12 protein-coding genes are annotated in these 22186 nt (G+C 49.1%); 4 read left to right on the top strand and 8 right to left on the bottom strand.

The window, feature by feature from the left end; translation table 11 throughout:
- Window positions 1-160 precede the first annotated feature (160 nt).
- Window positions 161-2896 (bottom strand): MGH1-like glycoside hydrolase domain-containing protein, encoded by a 2736-nt coding sequence (locus ACN0YN_RS02700; RefSeq protein ID WP_417383437.1) that lies wholly within the window; start codon window positions 2894-2896, stop codon window positions 161-163.
- Between the two features lie 322 nt (window positions 2897-3218).
- Here ACN0YN_RS02700 and ACN0YN_RS02695 point away from each other — a divergent pair, with 322 nt between their 5' ends.
- The gene (locus tag ACN0YN_RS02695) at window positions 3219-3845 is read left to right on the top strand and encodes a hypothetical protein (protein WP_417383436.1); all 627 of its coding nucleotides are present in this window, start codon (window positions 3219-3221) and stop codon (window positions 3843-3845) included.
- A 97-nt stretch (window positions 3846-3942) separates the two neighbouring features.
- On the opposite strand, the gene ACN0YN_RS02690 is transcribed toward ACN0YN_RS02695, so the two are convergent.
- The 6 genes from ACN0YN_RS02690 to ACN0YN_RS02665 form a co-directional block, all read right to left on the bottom strand.
- Window positions 3943-5298 (bottom strand): dihydrolipoyl dehydrogenase family protein, encoded by a 1356-nt coding sequence (locus tag ACN0YN_RS02690; protein WP_417383435.1) that lies wholly within the window; start codon window positions 5296-5298, stop codon window positions 3943-3945.
- Window positions 5299-5367: 69 nt separating this feature from the next.
- Window positions 5368-6885, bottom strand: coding sequence for a Y4yA family PLP-dependent enzyme (locus ACN0YN_RS02685; RefSeq protein ID WP_417383434.1), 1518 nt, complete (start codon window positions 6883-6885; stop codon window positions 5368-5370).
- Window positions 6886-6891: 6 nt separating this feature from the next.
- Window positions 6892-8604 (bottom strand): FAD/NAD(P)-binding protein, encoded by a 1713-nt coding sequence (locus ACN0YN_RS02680; protein ID WP_417383433.1) that lies wholly within the window; start codon window positions 8602-8604, stop codon window positions 6892-6894.
- Window positions 8605-8695: 91 nt separating this feature from the next.
- Window positions 8696-9787: a 2,3-diaminopropionate biosynthesis protein SbnA gene (gene sbnA, locus ACN0YN_RS02675; protein ID WP_417383432.1), complete on the bottom strand. Its 1092-nt coding sequence runs from the start codon at window positions 9785-9787 to the stop codon at window positions 8696-8698.
- 676 nt (window positions 9788-10463) lie between these two features.
- Window positions 10464-11636 carry a hypothetical protein gene (locus ACN0YN_RS02670; protein ID WP_417383431.1) on the bottom strand — a complete coding sequence of 391 codons (1173 nt, stop codon included), beginning with the start codon at window positions 11634-11636 and terminating at the stop codon, window positions 10464-10466.
- Between the two features lie 402 nt (window positions 11637-12038).
- Complete coding sequence (locus tag ACN0YN_RS02665) at window positions 12039-12326, bottom strand: integrase core domain-containing protein (RefSeq protein WP_417383535.1); 288 nt, start codon at window positions 12324-12326, stop codon at window positions 12039-12041.
- Window positions 12327-12713: 387 nt separating this feature from the next.
- Here ACN0YN_RS02665 and ACN0YN_RS02660 point away from each other — a divergent pair, with 387 nt between their 5' ends.
- The 3 genes from ACN0YN_RS02660 to ACN0YN_RS02650 all read left to right on the top strand — a co-directional run bounded on the left by ACN0YN_RS02660 (window position 12714) and on the right by ACN0YN_RS02650 (window position 18676).
- On the top strand, window positions 12714-13847 hold the full coding sequence (locus tag ACN0YN_RS02660; protein WP_417383430.1) for a DUF4339 domain-containing protein: 1134 nt from the start codon (window positions 12714-12716) through the stop codon (window positions 13845-13847).
- Window positions 13837-14925, top strand: coding sequence for a DUF1559 domain-containing protein (locus tag ACN0YN_RS02655; RefSeq protein WP_417383429.1), 1089 nt, complete (start codon window positions 13837-13839; stop codon window positions 14923-14925). Before ACN0YN_RS02660 ends, ACN0YN_RS02655 begins: the two co-directional genes overlap by 11 nt.
- A gap of 226 nt (window positions 14926-15151) precedes the next feature.
- A complete protein-coding gene (locus ACN0YN_RS02650; RefSeq protein ID WP_417383428.1) occupies window positions 15152-18676 on the top strand; it encodes an EF-hand domain-containing protein in 3525 nt (1174 codons plus the stop codon).
- Between the two features lie 199 nt (window positions 18677-18875).
- Here ACN0YN_RS02650 and ACN0YN_RS02645 read toward each other — a convergent pair whose 3' ends face one another.
- Window positions 18876-22184, bottom strand: coding sequence for a M56 family metallopeptidase (locus tag ACN0YN_RS02645; protein ID WP_417383427.1), 3309 nt, complete (start codon window positions 22182-22184; stop codon window positions 18876-18878).
- Window positions 22185-22186 lie beyond the last annotated feature (2 nt).

The following is a 22186-nucleotide window of genomic DNA, read 5'->3' as shown; positions in this document are numbered from 1 at the left end:
AATCTGGATCTCTCGAAATCAATTCTTACGTATACTTATATCTTTGTCAATTACTTGCTGAACAAAACGAGAAGTTTCCCGGCACGAATCAGCATGTGTTTCGTTATCCTTAATGAATCAATGCCTGGCAGCGACTGTTTCGGCATCAGTTGCTGTGATTTCAATCCGTCTCCGCCGGCTGCATGGCCCCCGGTGCAGACTGCTTTTTCTGCTCTTCCTGTAAACAGCGACTGGCCAGTGTTCCCAGAATTGGTGAAATCAGAGCCGTCCACCCGGTCTGGTGGCTGGCCCCCAGTCCCCGCCCTGTTTCGGCATCAAAATATTCATAGAACAGAACCAGGTCCCGCCAGTGCGGATCGTTCAACAGGACATTCGTCCGCGCGTAACTGGGACGGTCGCCGTCATCTTTCGACAGAAACAGTCTTGAGAGTCGTTTGCGTATTTCGTCGGCAACTTCCTGCAGATCCATATACACGCCGGAACCGGTCGGACATTCTACCCGCAGCGATTTACCGTAGAACAGGTGGTACCGCTCCAACGCTTCAATCAACAGGTAATTCAGCGGAAACCAGATCGGGCCGCGCCAGTTGGAATTCCCGCCAAACAGGCCACTATCCGACTCTGCCGGCATATACTGCACGCACAGTTTTTCTCCGTTCAATTCGTATTCAAACGGATGCGCCTCGTGATATTTAGAAAGTGAGCGAATCCCAAAATTGGACAGAAACTCCTCTTCGTCCAGCAGGTAACGCAATAATCGCAGCAGACGCTCGCGGGTCGGAATCGCCAGCAGGCGGCGTCCACAGTTTTCGGTTTCCTGATCCCGTTCCATGTAAGTCATGAATTTCGTCAGATCGGGACGACTCTTGAGGAACCAGTCCATTCGCTTACGGAATCCGGGCAGCTTATCAATCGTTTCATCAAACAGCACATCGACCGTGAACAGAGGAATCAAACCCACAATCGAACGAATTTTGAGCGGGATACTCTGGTCATTCAGATACAGATGATCGTAATAAAAACCGTCTTCTTCATCCCACAGTCCGGTTCCATCGAGTGAATTCATTGCTTCAGCGATTGAGACATAATGCTCAAAGAATTTCGATGCCATGTCTTCATAGGCAGGATTGCCATCCGCGAGTTCAAACGCGATCGACAACATACTCGAACAGTAAAATGCCATCCAGGCAGTCCCGTCAGCCTGCTCCAGATGCCCGCCTGTCGGCAGTGGTTTGGAGCGATCGAAAATTCCGATGTTATCCAGCCCGAGGAATCCCCCACTGAAAACATGCTTGCCGCGAATATCCTTGCGGTTCACCCACCAGGTAAAGTTCAGCAGCAGCTTCTGGAATACGCGTTCGAGGAAGTTCCGGTCACGGTCGCCGTTGGAGGCCGTCATCTGATAGACGCGCCAGCAGGCCCAGGCATGCACGGGCGGATTCACATCGCTGAAGTTCCATTCGTAAGCAGGCAGCTGACCGTTGGGATGCATGTACCACTCGCGCAGAAACAGGATCGCCTGTTCCTTCGCGAAATAGGGGTCGATTTTGGCAAAGGGAATCAGGTGGAAAGCGGAATCCCAGGCAGCGTACCACGGGTATTCCCACTTGTCGGGCATCGAGATGATGTTCCGGTTGTATAAATGCCCCCAGTCTTTATTGCGTGGGCTGGGCAATCCGGGTGAAGGAGTCGAGTCCTCCCCTTTGCGTGGATTCTTCAACCAGCGAGGGATGACATAGTGATAGAACTGTTTGGTCCATAACAGGCCGGCATTGGCCTGCCTTAAGATCTGCACTTCGTCATCCGAGAGCCCCGGCGCAACCAGCGATTCGGCATAGCGGTCGGCTTCATCAATCCGTTGTTCAAATACTTCACTAAACCCGGAGCCAAACGCTTCGTCCGGTAATACTTCAACCGCGGACATGCGAAAACGAAATTCAACCGACTCGCCAGCGGGAACCGTACACTGGTAATGGGCTGCGGATTTGGTCCCTTTCGGACGAGGATTGACGACGTTTTCGATACCTTCCACTACCGCCAGATGAAAGGCATCCTTACAGGACGGTCGCTTGCTGTTGTGATCATCGAACCGCCAGGTATTCGTTTCATTTTCGGTAAACAACCAATCTGGCAGATTTCCGTCTGGACCGGCATCAGCGATTAACTGAAACTCGCCTAGAGACTCATGCTTTGCCAGCAACCGATCCGGTTCGATTTGGGCCAGGCTGGGTTTTTTGCTGGGGCGTTCCAGGGTCTCGCCCCAACTCCATGTATTGCGATACCACCAGGTCGGCAGTAAATGCAGCGGCGCCGCTTCCGGACCGCGATTGAATACGGTGATTCGAATCAGAATGTCTTCGTCAGCCGCTTTGGCGTATTCAATTTCAATATCAAAGTAGCGTGCTTCGTCGAAGATACCGGTATTGGTTAATTCGTATTCCGGCTCTTTACGAGATCGTTTTGCATTCTCCGCGCGGAGTTTTGCATAAGGAAATTCGGACTGCGGGTACTTATAGAGTGCCTTCATGTACGAATGCGAGGGAGTCGAGTCCAGGTAGTAGTAGGCCTCTTTGACATCTTCCCCGTGGTTGCCTTCCGGTCCGGTGAGACCGAAAAGGCGTTCCTTCAAAATCGGGTCTTTGCCGTTCCACAATGTCAGACTGAAACAGAGGCGGCACTGCCGATCACTGATTCCCAGCAGACCGTCTTCCCCCCAGCGGTAAGTCCGCCAGGTCGCCCCCTCATGGGTAAAATTCAGCCAGGGATCACCATCCGCGGTGCTTTCCCTTACTGTCCCCCACTGACGCTCCGCCAGATAAGGTCCCCAGCGTTTCCAGTTGGCACCAGATTCACGCTCCGATTCGTTGACAAGACGTTCCCATTCGACTTCAGGCATTGATGTACATACTTTTTAAACAGTCAGGCAGAGGCAGGCGTGCCTGATAAATTTGCAGGATGTGCGCAAGAATATTGCTTTCCGATACAGGAATCAATAATTCGGCACCAGAATTACACTTCTGATAGACTAATTGCGAATTTCGTTCCCATCACTCAGGTCTAATTGGAATTCTCTTGAAAAGCAACCACCAGACCGGTCCTTCTAAATACAATCCCATTTGAGTTCCTCTTCCCGGGTATTTTCTGGGATCCAGGTGTAAAAACGGATATGATAAAAAAGTACAGTTTGATCTTCTTTCTCATCAGACAGGAACCATATTGTGAACCTGGAATCCGATCACATATTTTCAGAAGGAATCCCGAATCCCTGGAAGTTTGGTAAATCTCTTCGTGCCTGCAATGGTGTCAAACCCAGTCAGGAACAGATCGCAAAAGCAGCTGCTCTGATGAATCGAGAAACATACCTGATCAATCAGAATGGCTTTGAATGTGAAATCATTGCTGCAGCCGTCCACCCCGATCAGAAACGGATTGTGTATATTGAATCACAGGCGAAGCAAGGCAAGCAGTTCGTTGATATCAGTATTAAGATTCATTTTGTTGACGCCTCCGGTCGCGGTCGCGATTCTGCTATCGATATTGAGTCCTACAATCCCTTTTTCGGATGCGATGTCGGTCTACTTGAATGGTACGATGAAAATGTTGCTCTCCTGGTTTACCGGGAAAAACATTGGACCTTCGTCTATCGCATCGGCGATCAGTGGCCGCCGCAATTCACAAAAATTGCAGATCGCTGGCAGATTAAAGACGATATCTTATCGTTCATGGAACGCAAAGCTGACATCGTACAGCGGCTTGAGATTCCCTCACTGCAACCTCTCCCCGAGATTCCAGTGGAACAAGCAGAACCACTCGGTCAGGTTCCCCCCGATCCCTATGCATTTTGAAGCCCTTCTCAGGATTCTGATTTTTGCCCAACGTCAGTCTTACATTTTGAATCCGACACAAACTGAAATTTTCCCCATTAGTTCTGGTTTTCTTATTTCAGAGCATATTCCGAATTCCTGATGCCGAAGTAGGAAAAGCAAACAGTACCGATTTGACCTCTTTTGCCGTCAGACGGAACTTCATCGCCATCGCAAACAGGTTAATCGTTTCAGCGGCATCAGGTGCCAGCAGATGTGCGCCCAGTATTTGATCGGTCGATTTCTCAACAAGAATTTTATAGGCAGCGCAGGTCATGCCAACTTTTCGAAGTGATCCCCACTGACTCATATCGCCGGTTTGAGTCTCATAAACATACCCTGCCTCACTGGCTTGTGTCTCGTCCATACCCACTGATGCCAGTTGAGGAACAGTAAACAGCACACGGGGAACCACGCCATAATCGGGGGTTTCATGATTCCCCTCTAGAATATTTTTCACAATCGTATACCCCTGCTGATTCGCCACCGGCGTTAATCGGGGTTGAGCGGTGGCTACGACATCCCCGGCTGCGTAGACATGCGGATTGGAAACACTCTGCATATATTCATTGACTTTGATACCGGTTTCGTCATATTCAACGACAGCTCGTTCCAGATCCAGCCCAGCGGTTGCCGGAACCCGTCCTGCCCCATGCACGACCATCTCTGCAAAATACTCTTTTTGCGCATCCGAATTTTGAACCGTCAGTTGAAGTTTCCTGTCTTTCGTTTTGGATAAGGACTGCACACATGCAGACAGGACAATATCGATTCCCAGAGAACGCGAATACTCTACGAGCGTGTCAACCAGGGAGGGTTCAAAACCAGTAAGCGGTCGCTCATTCTGTTCCACCACAGTGACTGCTGATCCAGCGCGCCGAGCCACATGGGCAAATTCGAATGAAATATAACCGCCGACAATAAATATCAGCTCTGACGGTAATTTTTGGGTTTCCAGAAACTGATCGCTGTGCGTCAGTAAATCCTCTCCGGGAAAATGGAGCGTTGCCGGTTTCGCACCAGTACAAACCACGATTTTTTCACCTTCCAGAGAGACACCATCAACTTCGATGGTATTTAATCCTGTGAAATGAGCTTGCCCGTGGAAGAGGCTGATATTCTTCTGTTGAAACTTTTTTGTTTTTTGAGGCGTCACCGGATTGGTAAACGTCTCTTTGAACGCAATTAACTGCGACCAGTCGATGTTTGCCTGGCTGTGCTGATCAATCAACTGGCCTTTCGAGCGTGAGACCCAGTCAACCAGTTCTGCGGCATGAACCAGTACCTTTTTGGGATTGCAGCCATGCAAGGCACAGATGCCCCCGATCTCCTGTGAGTCAATTACTGCGACCCGATATTTTTCAGCACACCGTTCCGCAATACGGGTCGCCGAGGGACCGGACCCCAGTATCAGAATGTCGAATTGAGTTGTCATCCCCTATCCCTCTCACCACAACAGATCAGAACATAAATGTCGTGCCAGCTGCGGTTTCATCAGTACATTTCATAAATTCTCTTTGTCGATCAGATCGAGATTAAACTGTTCTTCTGTCGGATCAAAGAAGACATTTTGAGCGAGCGGAAACTGATGCGATCGACTTTCCAGAAAATGCATGAAATAGCCCGCGGTATTCGGGAAGACAATCAGATCTCCCAGCGACACCCCTTGAGGAAACTGTAATCGCCGCAGGCTCAAGAACTCAGATTCAGTACAATAGGCGCCTACCAGATAGCCTTCTATTGCTACTGTCGGCTCCTGTGCCAGGTCGGCTTTGCCAGCCGGGATCAACAGGGGATCGACCAGAAAATCATCGCTACTGGTCCGGCACTGTGTGCGATTCATGGAAAGTCCGATGAACCAGTGGCCATTGCTGTGCTGCTTGCGAAATTCGACTCGCGCCACGGTCATGCCACAACCATCCAGAACACTGCGGCCGGGTTCACACCGCAGTTGAAGTTTTCGGCGGCAGAGTGATTCGGCAATCGTTGTCTCTTCGCTTTCTGCCTGGAGAAGTTGCTTCAACCACTCCTGCTGGACAGGCGATTGATAATAGGGATAACACTTCGGTTTGCCCAGCAGCCTGCCTTCATCCGCGATCAGACCCAGTCCATGATTCTCCCAGGTCAGTGGCGGTCGGTTCCCCAGCAGCGCCAGGCGGTGTTCCCGCCAGAAAAGCTCCCAGTCAGATTTCGACTCGAGATAGTTCATGGGAATGCCGCCCCCCATGTCCAGAAACGTCACTGGATGCTGTTTCGATCGCAAGATATCGATACAGGGTAACAACTGTCGAATTGCCGCAATCCGCTGCTGTCGGCTGTAGCCGTCCAGATGGAAATGCAGCCCTGAAATGCATAGAGTACCTGCTTCTGCCAGACCCTGCGACCAGAAACGTTGAACCAGCGAAGGAATCTCCATGATGTCAAAACCAAAACGGGAATTCAGTTTCCGATCTTCAAAAGTAAACCCGCTGATCCTTAATGCGATCTTCGTCTGTCGTTTTGCTTCGCGCGCCAGGCGTTGCGTCAGTAAAAGTTCATCAACATTATCAATGGAAATCGTAATTCCCGTTTTGATACACAACCGCAATAGTTCTTCGCTCTTCACCGCTGCGGTGCAGATTATTTTTTCGGCGGGAACTCCCAGCGCAAGCGACTGCCTGACTTCATTTGTACTGGCGGTATCAATTCCGCAGCCCAGCTGATTCGCTGCTTCGACAAAAGCCAGACACTTATTTGCTTTGCGGGCAAAATAGACTTCAAAATCCAACTGAAATGCACCGGCAGTCTCCCGCAGCAGATTGATATTCCGCTGAAAAGGCTCAGTGCAGAGTAGATTCAGCGGCGAGCCATATTCCTGCACCATTTCAGCCAGTACCGGACCGCTGCACAATGACTGCATCCAGGTTTCCAGTCGGGCTGGCAGCGGGGCAACTCCCCGACAGTATTCCCGTAATCTCTCCGGATTTTCTTCATTTTCGAAGCGGGAACTTAAAGCAGGATCATCAATTTGGAGCGTGTTCATACGGTATTACCTCTGTTGAATGTGCCGACAGACAGAACGGGCCCACTGATCGGGATGCTTATGCAACTGTCGCGTCAGGGTATCGTTCCCCAGTACACAACCTTCGGTCGCGCGTCCGATGACTGCCAGTCCGCGCGTCACCGCTCCGTTCTCAGCAACAGGACGTCCCGACCGATTGATGTCGATGGCACCTGCTCCCTTCATCTGACGCGCCCAGCCACTTGAGATCAGTTTGGACAGAATGGAACCTTCAGCGAACTGCTGGCAGTGGGGAATGACGGCGTGCACGAGACGATCCACCTCAAGTACTCTGTTCTGCTGTTTCAGTTTCAGAGTAGTTCCATTCTGAATCATATTACCGTTCAGAAATTCCAGATTGATCAGACCCGCTTCCATCAACGCCAGCATCCGTCCTGTATTTTCAGCCGGAGGCCCAAAGGCGAGACGCTCCATTTCGATGGCACATTTCGAAAAGCCATCCCAGCTGGAATCCGATAAACCGCCGTGACTGATTCTGCGGACGAGTGTCGAATAGAGCTGTCGAAATGCTTCACCCAGTGCCCAGATTTCATCCGGCCGTTCCCGCCCGGTCGCGACGCCGTATGCACGCGTCAAGAGTACATAAACTTCATCGGCAGAACAGGTGCTGCTGATCCATAGAGCGTACCAGGATGCCAGCTGTTTCGCTGTCGACTTGATCTGTGGAAACTGCTGGGGATTGACCAGCACTAACGCTTTGGCAGCTGTCTGTAAAAGGACAGGCCAGATCATGGTTTCAAATTCCAGTCCCTGCTCCGGCTGTTCCAGATGCATCAGACGAGACCGTCCCTGCTCCCAGATGGTTTCCAGCTGTCCCGGTAATGCAAGCTGTTGATAGTCCGGCTTGGGAAACATCGGCCGACCGCTGCGCGAAAAGGGCAGGATGCAGCCTGCTTCTTCTCCCGATCGTTGATACTTCCATTTGCCTGCATGACAGGAGAATGATCCCCCCCGCCCTTCCGTCAACGCCAGACAGGCATCAATAAACGTCAGCGCAAACCCTCGCACTGCAACACTCGCTCCTGCAGGGATGCGTTGTTCAGAGAGCATCTCTGTCACGGGAAAAACATGAGGCAGGACGGTTTCAGACTGATCCTGATCATCTGAAGCACTGCGCCAGCCCTCATGTCCGATAGAGATCAGGACTTCATCGTAGCTCTCAGACGTGGTGTCCGTTTTCAATATCCAGCGGCCATGAGACCGTTTGAGATCAATCACTTTCTGTTGTCTGTGTTCAATGCTGCAGAAGTCCGGGCAAGACTGCAGGATTTTATGATAACAGTCAATCAGGTATTCTCCCGTAACAGCGCGCGGGATGACCCCGTTCGGGTCCGCCATTTCCGGGTAATATCGCTGCAGCCAGTGAACCAGATCCGGATACACATCTTTCTCTCGAGGAGTCGGTATTTCAGACCACGTATCGATCATTCCGGACGCATAATTCATCCGCAGATAGTGCGGTTGATCGGGGTGATAAATGGGGCCTGCGCCCGGGTATTTCTCTGGTTCAAATAGAATAATTTGAATTTCACTATGAGAGTCGAAGAGGTTGATGCGATGGATCAGTCGTTCCAGGCAGTACATGCCTTTAGGACCACAGCCCACCAACGCAATACGATACGGAGGACGCTTACTCGCGGGTACGGTAAGTTCATTTTTTTGTTCAATCAGACCGAGCATTAGACTGTGTCCAGATTTACTGTAACGACTCGAGATCCATTGGGACCGAGTTAATTAGAATGACAGACGCTATTACGAAAAGTGATGCGTTTTAGAACGAGGACAAGTCTGAGCACTGAGGGGGATGGAAGGCATAACCACGATCACGCAGGCCACAGTCGATACAGAGGTTACTCTCCAGCCGCTGTTGCACTTCGGATTCGGTATACCCCAGGGTGTTTTCTACCCACTCCGGGGAAAAAATCGTGTCCAGGTAACGTGTGCCTGAGTCATGGAGAATCGCTGCACAGATTTTATCCTGCAATTCGTGTTTCATCGCGCGCACCGTTTCCAGAACGCCGCCTGCTGAACCGCCGACGAGCATTGCTTCTTTCTGAACCATGCGCCAGCAGCCGGCCACACAGTCCAGTTCCGATACACGGCGTACCACATCGAACTGCTGTCCCTCTGCCAGTTCGGGGATATTCCCAGCCCCCAGTCCGGGGATGCGTCTGACGCCTGCTTTGCCTCCAAACAAAACACTACCCATCGCATCGACGGCGACGATCTTTGTTTTGCGACCGCACTTCCTCAGATAATCGCGACAACCACGAATCGTTCCCGTGCTGCTCGTCGCGACAAACAGGTAATCGAGTTGACCATTCAGTGCTTCGTCGATCTCTTTGATTGTTCCGTTTTCATGTGCCCCGGGATTATGCCTGTTACCATACTGATTAGGCCAGAACGAATCAGGAATCGTTTTCAGCAGAGACTTGACCTTTGCCAGTCTCGCTCTCAGAAAGTCGCCTTCGAGGGGTTCTGTTACCATTTCGATTTCTGCCCCCAGGGCTTTCATAATCGCAATATTTTGAGGTTGCGCCCGCACATCGACCACACAGATAAACGGCAGCCCGTAATAGCGACAGACCTGTGCCAGACCAATTCCCATATTCCCTGAAGAAGATTCGATGATCGTTGTGTTCGAATGAATTTCGCCCGTATGAAAGGCTTCTTCAATCATGGCGCGTGAAGGCCGATCTTTCGCACTGCCTCCCGGATTAAAACATTCCACTTTAGCAAACAGCGCTACATCGGAGCTGCCCAGATAGCGACGCAGGCGAATCAAGGGAGTCGCCCCAATGGTTTCCAGTACCCCTTCACGGGCCTGAAAGCTGTTCACAGTACTTTTGCGGTTGTCAATCATCGGCTGCGACCTCTGGTTAAACTCTGGGGGAAGTTTTGTTGTTGCAAAACAGGAATACCAGAAGGTTAGCGAAAAATGTGCCAAACCCGATAAGATCGGCGTTGCATCTGTTTCCCCCCCCGTTTGATCACCGAAAACATGTGTAAAGCGGGGGAAGAGGCAAAATCACCTGAGCGCCCAACTACCAGCCTGGTTGGGCAGCGGACAATAAGCTTCCGCATTTAAGAAAACCGGTCTTCAAAGATCGAGAGGCCCTGCTCGGTTGCGAGATTGCTTACTCAACAAACACTTAATAAAAAAACCGTTGAACTGTTATTAACAACTCAACGTGAAATTGAAATATCAAATCGACGATCAAACTATCAACTGAGCCCCCGTCTTTAAATAAAGCTGCCTGAGTCAGCTACCCAACTTCGGAAATGTTTTCACGATTCGTTCCATGAATCAGCTCTCGAATCTTTTGAATGTGGAATACTTTTACGTCAAATGGTGCCGGGATTTCTTAGCTATCTGGCATGCCTGATTGACGGAGGGGCCATTGTTCCTCATGCTAAGGTAAAACTTTCTCCCGCTGTGATCGTCAGTGATGCGGGAACGCGAAACAGTCAGTCCCTACGAATTAGATCTTTCACTTTCCTATTAATCTATCCTTTGGAAATATCATAGGCCACAGAGCTTAGTGCACACTTTCACGCCTTTTGTGTCGTTTATAAAACAAAAAAGAGATAAAACAGGCCAACATCACCACATTCAAAACGACTATGTATCGCCAGATTGGGTTTACCTCATTTTGGACTGGTTTAGAACTATTCACTACAGGAGGGCCTCCCATGACAAGTTCTACTGGTCCAGCAGGATTCCCGGTAGCATCAGTGGTATAAGAGACCCCCTTGATCGCATCCACTACTGTATATCCCTCCGGGAAACGAACATTCAAATCAGAAGACGATACTGTGCCATGTTCGATTCTTTTGACTTCAATATCATAAACTGCGGCAGTGTCCGGTATTGAAGAAGCATCAATGATCTCCCGTATTTTGACTGGCATCCAAACGCCTCCAACCAACTCACTCTCTGTGACAACAAACTTCTCGACACGCCAATACTTCTTACCGTTATTTTCAGATGTTTCATTCCAACGTGAAGTACCTTCAATTGGGAGACACCCTTTTTCAGGATCAAGAATGAAAACACGTTTCCCACCAAATTTCGTTGTCCAGTGTGGTTGATACCCTACTGTCAGTTGTACTTTATCTCCCTTCACTGGAGCTTCAATTTCGAACTCATCTTTATGATTGATAAGATACTGAAATAAATACAATTCTTTGTGGGGGTATTCACCACTCAACCAGAAGATGTAGCGATTATCACCGACGATAGGATCGTGTATTGTATCGATCCGCGCGCTATTATATTCTTTATTATTAAGATAGGTGATTGTACCGCGGGACACGCCTTCTTTAGCATCGTATCCATCAACAATCCGCTCAGAAAGTGTGGTGCCATCAGATCGATACATATCCGTATCCATCCTATACGAATCATTCAGTTTCCATTCCTGGTATCTCCTGAAAGGTGTCTTCTTTTTGAGCTCCTTCAGTTCTCCAGGTTTTTCGTTATAAAAGATAGATGAAGTTATTTCGACGTCATAAAATAGATTTTTGGAATGGTCTAACCGCTTCTGAAACATTTTCAGCAACAGTTTTTTTTGCTCAACAGTATCCAACTGGACGAACTCATTGATCGAAATTATTGCTGGCTTTGAATCTGCTCCCTGTGTTTGAGACACCTGAATCAGAGGAATCAGCGTGGCCAGTAGCCAGGTGCATAAGATGAAGAATTGTTTCATTTGGATTCCTCCAATAGAGCCTGATTCTTAACCGGCATCACAAGAACAACACATAATGGGAATCTACAGTAAGATTCCTTGAGTTGAATAAATTACTTAGAAGTTTTACGTTCTCTTGCAATCTCTATCGAGCATCGCAGCAACACTTCGTCAATTAATCAAGAGGCACTTGGCGAGTAGGCTTTGGTCATAATTCTGCTAATTATGCCTTGTACAATAAAATGATTAAAACTAAACGGAACAAAGCCAATATTTCTCAGACTACGGCAGAGTAACAACCAGTCTAGTCGAACAAGCTCCATGAAGTAAAATATTTAACTTAGATTTCTAGGAAACAATAAGCTCAATTCAGCTGCATCTGACCTACCTCAAAAACCTGTACCAGGTCTTATGCAGGTTGGTTTAGGTGATTTCGCTGTGCAGTGGGAATGAGGGCGCAGCTCGATTGGAAACTGCACAGCGACTCGCAAACTCTGCCGGGGTAGTATCTCCCAGCGAACCATGTCGGCGTTGGCCGTTGTAATCTTCCTGCCTGACAGTTGTGAGCCTGCAGGCTGTTCCCGGCTTCTCAAACACTTCGACTGCCAGGAGTTCATCCGGGATCGACTGTTGAAACTTTCCGCATAACCATTTATCCAGGGGGCTCCCGGCTCGAGATACAACGAGTTGATCTCCAGTTGACTCAGCCAGTGTTGAATGACTCAGGAGACAAAATCCGGGCCGTTGTTACTCCGGATGCGCTGCGGCACTCCTCGGGAAGAAAACAACTCGGCCAGAGCAGCAATCACAGTCTGGGTACCATTTCATCTCATCAACATTGACATCACAAATGCTGGAACACATCACATTTAACCGTAATGCCGCTCAAACTAAGATACTTCTTACTAAACAACCCTGGAGACGTGACAACGGAGACGTGACAACAAAACAGAACACAGGCTAGTGAGCAAATGTTTGCATTCACCAATACTGTACTGTATACTGCTTTGCGATCTGTTATTTTACCATTTTATTAAGTAGGGTAGATAAGTATCTCAGGCATAAAATAACATTCTTCAATTATCAGAGTGACTGAAAATGGCAACCAATTGGCATTATAAACAGTCTGATCAAGAGGTTGGGCCTGTCACCTTCCGACAGTTGGTGGAGATGGTCCGCGAAGAGCAGCTTTTGCCTGAGACTATGGTGCGTCCTGACTATATGGACGAATGGCAGCGAGCTGATTCCGTGGTTGGTCTGTTTCATATGGCCCGACGGGATCCCGCCACACTGCCTGCTGTCAATCATTCTATTAATGAGTCGGACGACACGTTTGCTGATGTAGATGACCTGGATGCGTTTCTGGAAGAATCAGCTAAGCCTGAGGGAACTGCCTGCGATGATGTGCAGCAGGAAATTCAACAGCCGGGTTGGCTCAAGCGCCTGCTTTCTTTAAGGAGCAGCAAAATCCCCCCGGTGCCCGTCGATCCGCAGCGTGAAGTCAGTGTCGATCTCAGTCGGCCTGCTCCGAATGGTTCAACAATTCCCGGAGACGAGGTCTATTCTGAAACAGACACTCTGCCAGAGCCAGACGAACTCGTTGGATCAGCGGATGATGAGGCATCGACTGGCGCGTACTCAGAAGAGACCTGGGCTTCAACGGTGAATGCAGCCGTCGAACGGGTTGATGCGCGGGCCCCCAAACAGGAAGAGGTACCCCCTCCCCGGCAGATGGTACCCGCAATCAATCTTTCTTTCCTGGAACATCCGGTCTTTCGTAAGCTGATTTTTGCCTGTGCCCTGGTCCTGTGCGCCAGTGTTGGCATTTACGGCTTTGTCAGCTGGATGGGGCAGGGAAAACTCTACTTTCCACTAATTGGCGAAACCTCTCCATTACTGTTTCTCGTGTATTCGGCCTGTTCTTTCCTGGTGGCCATCACACTGGTGCCGCTGCTCGTCCATGTTGCTTCGCCTTACCTGCGTCTCGGCTACAAACTGGGAGCCGCCATTGTGACAGGAAGTGTTACCGTGCTTTTCCTGCTAAACTGGTCAGAGCAACAGAACATGATTTTCCCTTCGCGGAAACAGACTGAAGCAAAATTGATTTTTCCTCTCATGGGTGAATGTTCGCAATTCGCTTATTGGATGTACTTTGTGGATGTCGTCATTTTTGTCGCAGTTCTCACCTACCTTGCTGCCTGGTGGCTGGAGGCTCACGCTGATGAAGTGTAAACGCACAGTTGCTGATAACGTGAGAGAAATCCCGTCTACCGTTTCGTCTCCTCTGAGAAACGGTTACACGATTCTGGAGCTGCTGGTTGTCACTGCAGTGATCGGTATTATAATCGCACTGGCACTCCCGGCAGTGCAGTCAGCACGTAACTCAGCCCGACAAGTCCAATGCTTGAACAACATGAGAAATGTGACATTGGGAATACTGCAGTCAACGGACAGTGCCAACCGATTTCCGGCCTGTGGTTATTTTGGTGATGGTACACCTGCCACAGGAGGTTCTTACCGGAGTTGGGTCGTGGCAACCCTGCCCTTCATCGATCAGGCAAATCTTTATAATCAATGGGATGTCGAGAAAAACTATAAAGATCCAGTGAACGCTCCGCTGGCAAAAACGCATATCCCCGTCTTAACCTGTCCGGATGATATTTCAGAAGTTCCCGGCCAGGGAAATTTATCTTTTGTAGTCAGCAGTGGAGTCGGATTTTCAGCGCAGATTTCCGGTATTCATGATTGCCCCGTTGGTCCTTCCAGTGGGAAACTGGATCTGAATGGAAACGGAATTACGTGTAATTCATCGACTGAAGGAGATGGAACCCCTTCAGATCGGGAACTGTTTTTCCAGATGGGTCTGTTTTTCAACGAAACCTGGAAAGGCGAAATACGCGCGAAACGCCACTACACGATGGCCGGTATCACGGATGGCGCTTCCAATACCATGCTGATTTCAGAAAATATTCGCACAGGTTATAACCCGGAAAATTCGGCCTCCAACTGGGCTTCCCCCAATCCTTATCTCACCAGTTTTTATATTGGCAATCCCTGTCGGAATGGACGCTGTTCCGAAGGCAACGTCGATTACAATCTGGCAAATTCAGGCCACAGCGCGATCAATGCCGGTATCACTAAACCGGAAGGGAGTTCCCCTTACCCCAATTCATTACACCAAGGTGGCGTGAACGCAGGCTACTGTGATGGGCACGTCCAGTTCCTTTCCGAAAACATCGATGGAAAAGTTTATGCAGCGCTCGTCAGCCCACAGGGAGGGGCTCTGAGTGGTACTCCACTCGAACAATAAATCCCGGGGACATCAGATTATGGCTAGATTGAATTCTCTCATTTTTCCAACATACAAAATTGTCTTTTGTTCCTGTCTTCTCAGTCTCATCATTCCTCTCTTCGGTCACACATTTCTTGCAGCAGAACCTGAGAATCAGGCCAGCGATGCAAAGAAAAATGTCCCCCCAGACGCTCCTGTTACGAGTCCTCTTGATAAAACGAAAGCCGGTTTTCAGGCGCGTGATATGAATCAGGACGGAAGTGTCACAGAGACAGAATTTGTTGACTCCTTTCCCAAAGAAAAGCAGCGGGAGGCAAAACGGAATTTCTTTCTGTTTAACCGGGATGGTGATGAGAACCTGTCTTTCGAAGAATACCGCTCAATTGCGGGGCTGGTGCCAACGGCATTGCGGAGTGGGTTGCCACATCCCCTGTTACCCCAGATCCAGAATCAAATGGAGATCATCGACAAACACTGGAAAAAATGGGACACGGATGGGAATAACAGCTTGTCGTCGGAGGAATTGCAGAATGCGAAAATTAATGAGCAGATTCCAGGTTTACCACCGGTATTTCTGAAAGACTGGGACCGGGATGCAGACGGACAAGTCAGTCGCGAAGATTGCCGACAGGTGCTCGAAGCTTGTTACGGTTTGCGGCGTCTGGATGGTCAGGCGCTGTATTTACCATCCGGACTGATTGTGTACTGGTGGCATTTTAAAAACCTGGACCAGGATCACAATGATCAACTGACACTGGAAGAATATCTGAGTTATTACCGACGGTACGGAGAAGAGCAGGCAAAGCAAAAATTTGCAGCAGGCGATTCCGATCAGAACCAGACGATGTCCTTACGTGAATGGGCCAAACTCCCCGGGCTCATGCAGGACCCCATCGCTGAATTTCAAAAGATGGACCTGAATCTGGACGGTTATCTGGATCGGGATGAATTATTCGATCAGACAGCAAAGTGGTTGCTGCCATTGACCGGCTATACATTTCCGGGATTTGACCTCGATCGTGACGGGCGACTCTCATTAGACGAATACCGCATGACATTACCGGTCAACAAATTGGAAAACTGGGATGTCACTTCCGTGGATAAGAACCATGATGGACGTTTAAGCCTGGAAGAGATGGCCTGGACTCCGGGTCTGGAACTGAGTCTGTTACGGCAGGAATATTTTCAGCGACTGGATCTGAATCAGAATGGATTTCTCGATTTTAATGAATTTAAAGTTTCCATTGACAGCAGTAAAGCACCTGCGGAGATCGTCCAGCAGATTAACTTTCAGACCAGGGACGCCAATCGGGATGGCCGTGTCACAGCAGAAGAATTTATCGCATCTTTTCCAGAGGAGAAGCAACCGGAAGCAAAACGCGATTTCCAGCTGTTTAATCTGGATGGTGATGATCAGTTAACCCTGGCAGAATTTCGTACAATTCCCGGTGTTGTTCCCCTGACGCTGCGTGGTGAAATACCGCATCCGTTATTGCCTTTAATTGATAAACAGATGGCGGCAATAGTAAGCCAGTGGCAGAAATGGGACGCGAATGGGGATCACAGTTTGTCTTCTGAAGAGTACGAATCCTCAAAGCTGATTACGTATATCCCCGGACTTACAGCCCTTAAACTGGAAGACTGGGATCGGGATAAAGACGGAAAAGTCAGCCAGGAAGACTGCCGTCGAGTACTGGAAGCCGCTTATGGACTGCGAAGTCTGGGTGGCCAGCCTTTGCAGTTACCGACAGGTCTGGTTGTTTACCGCTGGCATTTTAAAGACCTCGACCGTGATCACGATGACCAGCTGACGTTAAAAGAGTTTCAAAACTATTACAATCGTTTTGGAGATGAAACTGCCAATAAGCGTTTTCAATCGGGCGACACGGATCAAAACGAATTGCTCTCCCTTCAGGAGTGGGCGCAAATGCCTGGTTTTCTGCTGGATCCAATCTCAGAATTTCGAAAAATGGATACCAATTTTGATGGACTGCTCAATCAACAGGAGTTACTCGAGGGGCTTGCCCCTTTCCTGAAGCCCCTGGTGGATACGGTTTTTCCTGGATTTGATACGGATCAGGATGGCTCACTCTCGCTGGACGAGTATCGGTTGACATTTCTGGGTAATCGCATCGAAAACTGGATGGTCGGAGCACGCGATCAGGATCATGATGGCAGGATAAGTCTGGAAGAACTGCCCTGGACACCGGGACTCGAATTGAGTCTGCTGCGAAAGGAATACCTGGACCGGCTGGACAGGAATGCAAATGGATATCTCGATTTGGATGAATTCACTTTTTCGGTTGATATGAAGCAGGCACCAGCAGAGATCATCCTCGAACTGGGATTTAAAAGTCGCGATAAGGACAAGAACGGATCTCTATCTGAGGCTGAATTCATCGCATCGTTCCCAAAGGAGAAACTGTCAGAAGCGAAGCGTGATTTTCAACTCTTCGATCGGGATTCTGATGAAAAACTGTCAATTCAGGAATACGCCACGGTTCCGGGAATGGCGCCGGATCCCTTACGTGGCAGTTTAACCAATCCATTGACAATTCTCGTCGATCAGCAGCTGGAGAACATTGACAAACACTGGAATCAGTGGGATACGGACGAGAGTGGCACGCTCTCGCAGGCAGAATTTCAAAAAGCTGGTATCGGCAGGCAAATACCAGGTCTGGCACGTTCCACCTGGCAGGACTGGGATCGAGATGCTGACGGAACCATCAGCCGGGACGACTGTCGCTGGCTTTTAGAGGCTGGTTATGGGCTACGCCGCCTGGATGGTCTGCCACTGCATTTACCGACAGGTCAAATTATTTACTGGTGGCACTTCAAGGCCCTTGATCGAGATCATAACGACAACTTGACACTCAAAGAATTCATGGCTTATTACCAGCGACTAGGAGAGGAAGCAGGCAAGAAACGTTTTCAGGAGGGGGATACAGATCAGAATGGTGAAATCACTTTAGCCGAATGGGGACAGATGCCGGGACATCTACTCGATCCGATAGCGGAATTTCGAAAGATGGACCTCAATCATGATGCTTCTCTGGATGAAAACGAGTTGATGGAAGGGACCGCTCCCTTCCTGAGACCGCTGGCAAATTATACGTTTCCCGGATTTGATTTAAATCAGGACGGCGTGCTGTCGCTGGATGAATACCGTACCTCGCTGTCTGCCAACCGGGTTGAAAACTGGAGTTCTTCTTCAAGAGATGCCAACCGTGATGGCAAACTAAGTCTGTTCGAACTGGGCTGGAGCTCCGGACTGGAATTAAGTCTGCTGCGACAGGAATACTTCGATCGCCTGGATGTCAATGATAGTGGATGCCTTGAATTTAATGAGTTCAAATTTTCGGTTGATCTGAGGTACGTTCCCAGGGAACTGTTTTTTAGCCACTGTGATCAGAACCAGGATGGCTCGCTGACTCTGGATGAATTTCTAACTACAGAAAAAAACAGTGGCAAAATCAAACTGGATGGAAGTCAGGAGCCACGGGTTTTAAAAATCAAAGAGGCCTTTCAGCAGGCAGATGTCAACCGCGATAAGCTCATCAGTCTCGCAGAACTTAATTCAGCTGCAGGATACAGGATCATCTCTCCAGTCATGCCTGGAACGGGTAATACCAGCAGTCTGCAGGCAGAAAATCAGCCAATCTCTCCCGGGAAAGATTCCAGCATCATGTCTGTGGTACTAGGTCTGAATATTTTACTAGTGTTGGGGGTCGTAGCATTTCTGGTTCGATCCCGTTTTAAAAAGGCCTGACCGCCATCAGGTAGTGCCGCACCTGAGAACGGGGAAGATGTCCTTTAAAAAAAGACAATCAGAAATCAGAAGATTCAACGGCAACACGTCCAATCTTCAGGCCGCATATACACTGGCTCATTTCGCTCATTCCACACACGTTAGCCAGACACTTACCTGATTGCGGATTCAGGCATCATTCAAAGTTCGTGCATTCGATCTATTTCTGATCGTTGTGATAGAGGACATTACTGCGAAGAATCGGCAGTAATTCTGCTTTGCTGATTTGCGTGGCAATGATTCTTCCGTCACGGCCAATCAAAATCTTCGTCGGATAGCTGTTCACATTATAATTCCCGCAAGTTTCACCAGACAACGTATCGACTCCTATCGGAAAGGTCAGTCCGCGTTTTTTTACGAACGCTCTTACTTTGTCTGTTGGAACTGAATTATTGTGAAGGCCAATAATCACCAATCCTTTTTCCCCGTAAAGCTCATGCGCCAATTGAAGCCTGGGCAAATCTGCCATACAAGGTCCACACCATGTGGCCCAGAAGTCCAGTAAGACGACTTTGCCGCGGAGTGAATCCAGATTCAGTTCGTCCGAATTGATCCAGTCACGACACACGATCTCCGCAGCCGAATCCGGGGTTTGAGTATGATTTCGATAGATCTGGGAATCAAGTTTGATTGGTGTCAGGCGTTGTACCGGTTTTGTAAGTTGAGTCGTATCGGATTTGACGCTGACGAATCCAGGTAATTGGGTATTATCCGTTACGCTGACCGATGCCTGATACTTTTGATGTCTGCTTAATCCCCAACTGCGAAATTCACCTGAAGCATCCGTTTTATGGGTCGAGAGCCTTCTGAATTCACTTCTTTTTTTATCACCATATACTGACCATAGTGTCACATCTACATCTTCCAGCGGAGTTCCTGCTGCGTCGACGACAGAGCCGATCAACATCGATTCCGGCTCAAGTTGAATGCGTGCTTCTGCCCCCTCTTCCAGGCTGGAAACCGAGAGGCTCACTCCCGAGCTCAACTTTTCAGTCAAATGGCACGCCATGATATTTGCGACCCATGGCTTATGCATCATTTGCAATTCGAACCGTCCATGCTCATCGGTGAATATGGATTGGGGTTGATCGTCGCCCTGCATCACCAATGCATTGACGGCAGGTTGGCCATTCGGTAAAAGCACGACACCACGAATCAGAGGAAGCCGTCTGGCTTTTAGATCTTCCAGCTCCGTCGTTTCGCCAGGTTTAATGCGGACGTCTTTCCAATTCCTGTCTGCCCCATAGAAACCATTTCCAGTTCCCACAACAATTCCAAATCTGCCGGACGGCGGAGTCATTTCGAAGCGTCCCTCACTGTCGGTGTAACTGCGTAAAATAATTGACTGGTTACTGATGAGTTGCACCTGCACTCCGGAACACGGCATCTGGTTCTCTGGGCTCAATACACGTCCGCGGACTGTTCCCCGGCGGTATAGCTTGAATTTATACTTACTGTGAGCCGTTCCATCATGTACTCGAGCCCATTCAGTTGTTGCCAGCGATGGATGTCGCACACTGATATCGACGAGATTCGAGATGATCGGGAATCGAGTGTGATACTTGCCTTCCGAATCTACGGGAACGTTTCTTACGTTAATACTTTTCGGATAACCTGAGATGTTGACGATGGCTTCTGTCGCAGGCTTCCCTGTTTCAGCCTCGATTGCCTGAATTTCTACAGGCACTCCTTTTTCAAGAGTGATTGAGTTCTCTTTTGATGTTCTGGCGTTTTCGATTAAACAGTTGACATAGTCCCGGTGTTTGACGAGCACGTTACAATCAACATCTGCTGGAATTCCTTCAATGACAAGCCTGCCCTCCGCATCTGATGCGGAACTATTAATTTTAAGTCGTTCAAGCGACTCCCGCTGAAGCCACCATCGACTCCCCCCCTTCACATTCCAGCTGACATAAGAATACTCGACCCCGGCAACAGGTTTTCCCTGCTTGTCCTGAATCTTAAGCACCAGAGATTCGGGACGAGAAACAATCAGTTTCAGATTCCGTTCGATCTGCCCCGCTTGAACAGAGAGGTACGTGCCGGTGTAACTTTTCCCTGCAGCAGCGATTGTTAAAGCGTATCGACCTGCTGAAACATCATCAAAATGGAAACGACCATCAGCAGCTGTCCTCGTTGACTGGTAGTCAGTAACGTTATTTATTACATGACTGCAATGAACGATTGCCTCAACGGGATTTCCTTTCTCGTCGAGAATTAAACCACCGATTTCGGCGTGGTGGGGATTCGATTTTTTCACCGCCTGGGCATTATCTTGCTGCTCACTTTTATTCGTAGTGGGAACATCTGCTACAGCGTCTGCAGACCGTAAGGCAAGACCTGGAAGTATGGCGGCACACAAGAGTATCACGATTCCCCAGGCAAGATTTGATAACCTGGCCGAACGACGGACCCGTGGATTCAGAACACGTGTGATACGAGACTGAAGCGGTCGCATCTGCAATGCAGATAATTGCAAAATCCGGGTTCGCACAGAGCACCACTCCAGTGCACGGACTAATGCTGCACAATATTCGTCTTTCGTTACCAGATTCTCAACCACAATAAGATCATCGCAACATTGTTCCCGGACGCGCTGCAAGTTTCGATGCAACATCCATACTAATGGATGAAACCACCAGAGAGCACGAATGAGACCTTGAATCCAAAGTGCAGCAGGATCAAAACGACGGTGATGCGCCAGTTCGTGCGCAAAAACAGCACGCTGCTCAGTCGCCGACAGTTGAGCCAGCATGGCTGCGGGAACAATGACTGTCGGATGAATCAGGCCACATGCCATCGGAGTCACGGGGGCCGGACTTAACAGCAAACGGATGCGGCGGCGCAATCCCATTGATTGAGTCAATTCACTGAATTCTTCCAGCATGGAACCATCTGCCTCCTTACAACGAGCAATGATTCGCATCAGGTGAAAGCTGCTTTTCACCATCCACAGCAGAGACACCAGGGTTCCGATCATGGAGACGATCATTAACCAGGCAATCGGACTCATTCTGACCGTCAGTTCTTGCTGGATTTCTGATGCTGAGGGAATTATCGAAACCGGGGAATCAGCTATTTCGGTAGACGATTTCATTTCTTTCTGCGGGTTATTCTGGACAGGAACAGGCAGATCGCTTCTGTTAGGAGTTACTGGTTCGAAAGACGGCACTACCAGGTTCTCAACTTTTGGCGGGAGTACGGAAACCTTACTCGATGTCGTTTCAACCGAAGAACCGTTTGATATTTCCCACTGACTGAAAATCCCCCCCGGCATCGCAAAAAACGGTGGCACAACAAACTTGATCAGAGCCAGCATCAGCAACGCATACCGAATATTTGCTGAAATACGATGTTTCCAGCAAACAACCACCAAGACAAGCAATGCGACGACAGTGGACTGCCAGACCATGTGCATCACAATAAATAGCCACGCATCTGCCATGGAATTAATCGTATCAACGGACATTA

Origin of the sequence: Gimesia sp. (assembly GCF_048260065.1) — a bacterium.
In the GTDB taxonomy this organism is placed as follows: Bacteria; Planctomycetota; Planctomycetia; order Planctomycetales; family Planctomycetaceae; genus Gimesia.
Note: the sequence above shows the minus strand (reverse complement) of the source record. Positions and strands in the feature narration are given on the sequence as shown.

Excerpts from the sequence above, each read along its gene's own strand:
- ACN0YN_RS02700 (WP_417383437.1), bottom strand. The coding sequence starts at position 2,896 with ATGCCTGAAGTCGAATGGGAACGTCTTGTCAACGAATCGGAGCGTGAA.
- ACN0YN_RS02690 (WP_417383435.1), bottom strand. The coding sequence starts at position 5,298 with ATGACAACTCAATTCGACATTCTGATACTGGGGTCCGGTCCCTCGGCG.
- ACN0YN_RS02685 (WP_417383434.1), bottom strand. The coding sequence starts at position 6,885 with ATGAACACGCTCCAAATTGATGATCCTGCTTTAAGTTCCCGCTTCGAA.
- ACN0YN_RS02680 (WP_417383433.1), bottom strand. The coding sequence starts at position 8,604 with ATGCTCGGTCTGATTGAACAAAAAAATGAACTTACCGTACCCGCGAGT.
- sbnA (WP_417383432.1), bottom strand. The coding sequence starts at position 9,787 with ATGATTGACAACCGCAAAAGTACTGTGAACAGCTTTCAGGCCCGTGAA.
- ACN0YN_RS02670 (WP_417383431.1), bottom strand. The coding sequence starts at position 11,636 with ATGAAACAATTCTTCATCTTATGCACCTGGCTACTGGCCACGCTGATT.
- ACN0YN_RS02660 (WP_417383430.1), top strand. The coding sequence starts at position 12,714 with ATGGCAACCAATTGGCATTATAAACAGTCTGATCAAGAGGTTGGGCCT.
- ACN0YN_RS02655 (WP_417383429.1), top strand. The coding sequence starts at position 13,837 with ATGAAGTGTAAACGCACAGTTGCTGATAACGTGAGAGAAATCCCGTCT.
- ACN0YN_RS02650 (WP_417383428.1), top strand. The coding sequence starts at position 15,152 with ATGAATCAGGACGGAAGTGTCACAGAGACAGAATTTGTTGACTCCTTT.
- ACN0YN_RS02645 (WP_417383427.1), bottom strand. The coding sequence starts at position 22,184 with ATGTCCGTTGATACGATTAATTCCATGGCAGATGCGTGGCTATTTATT.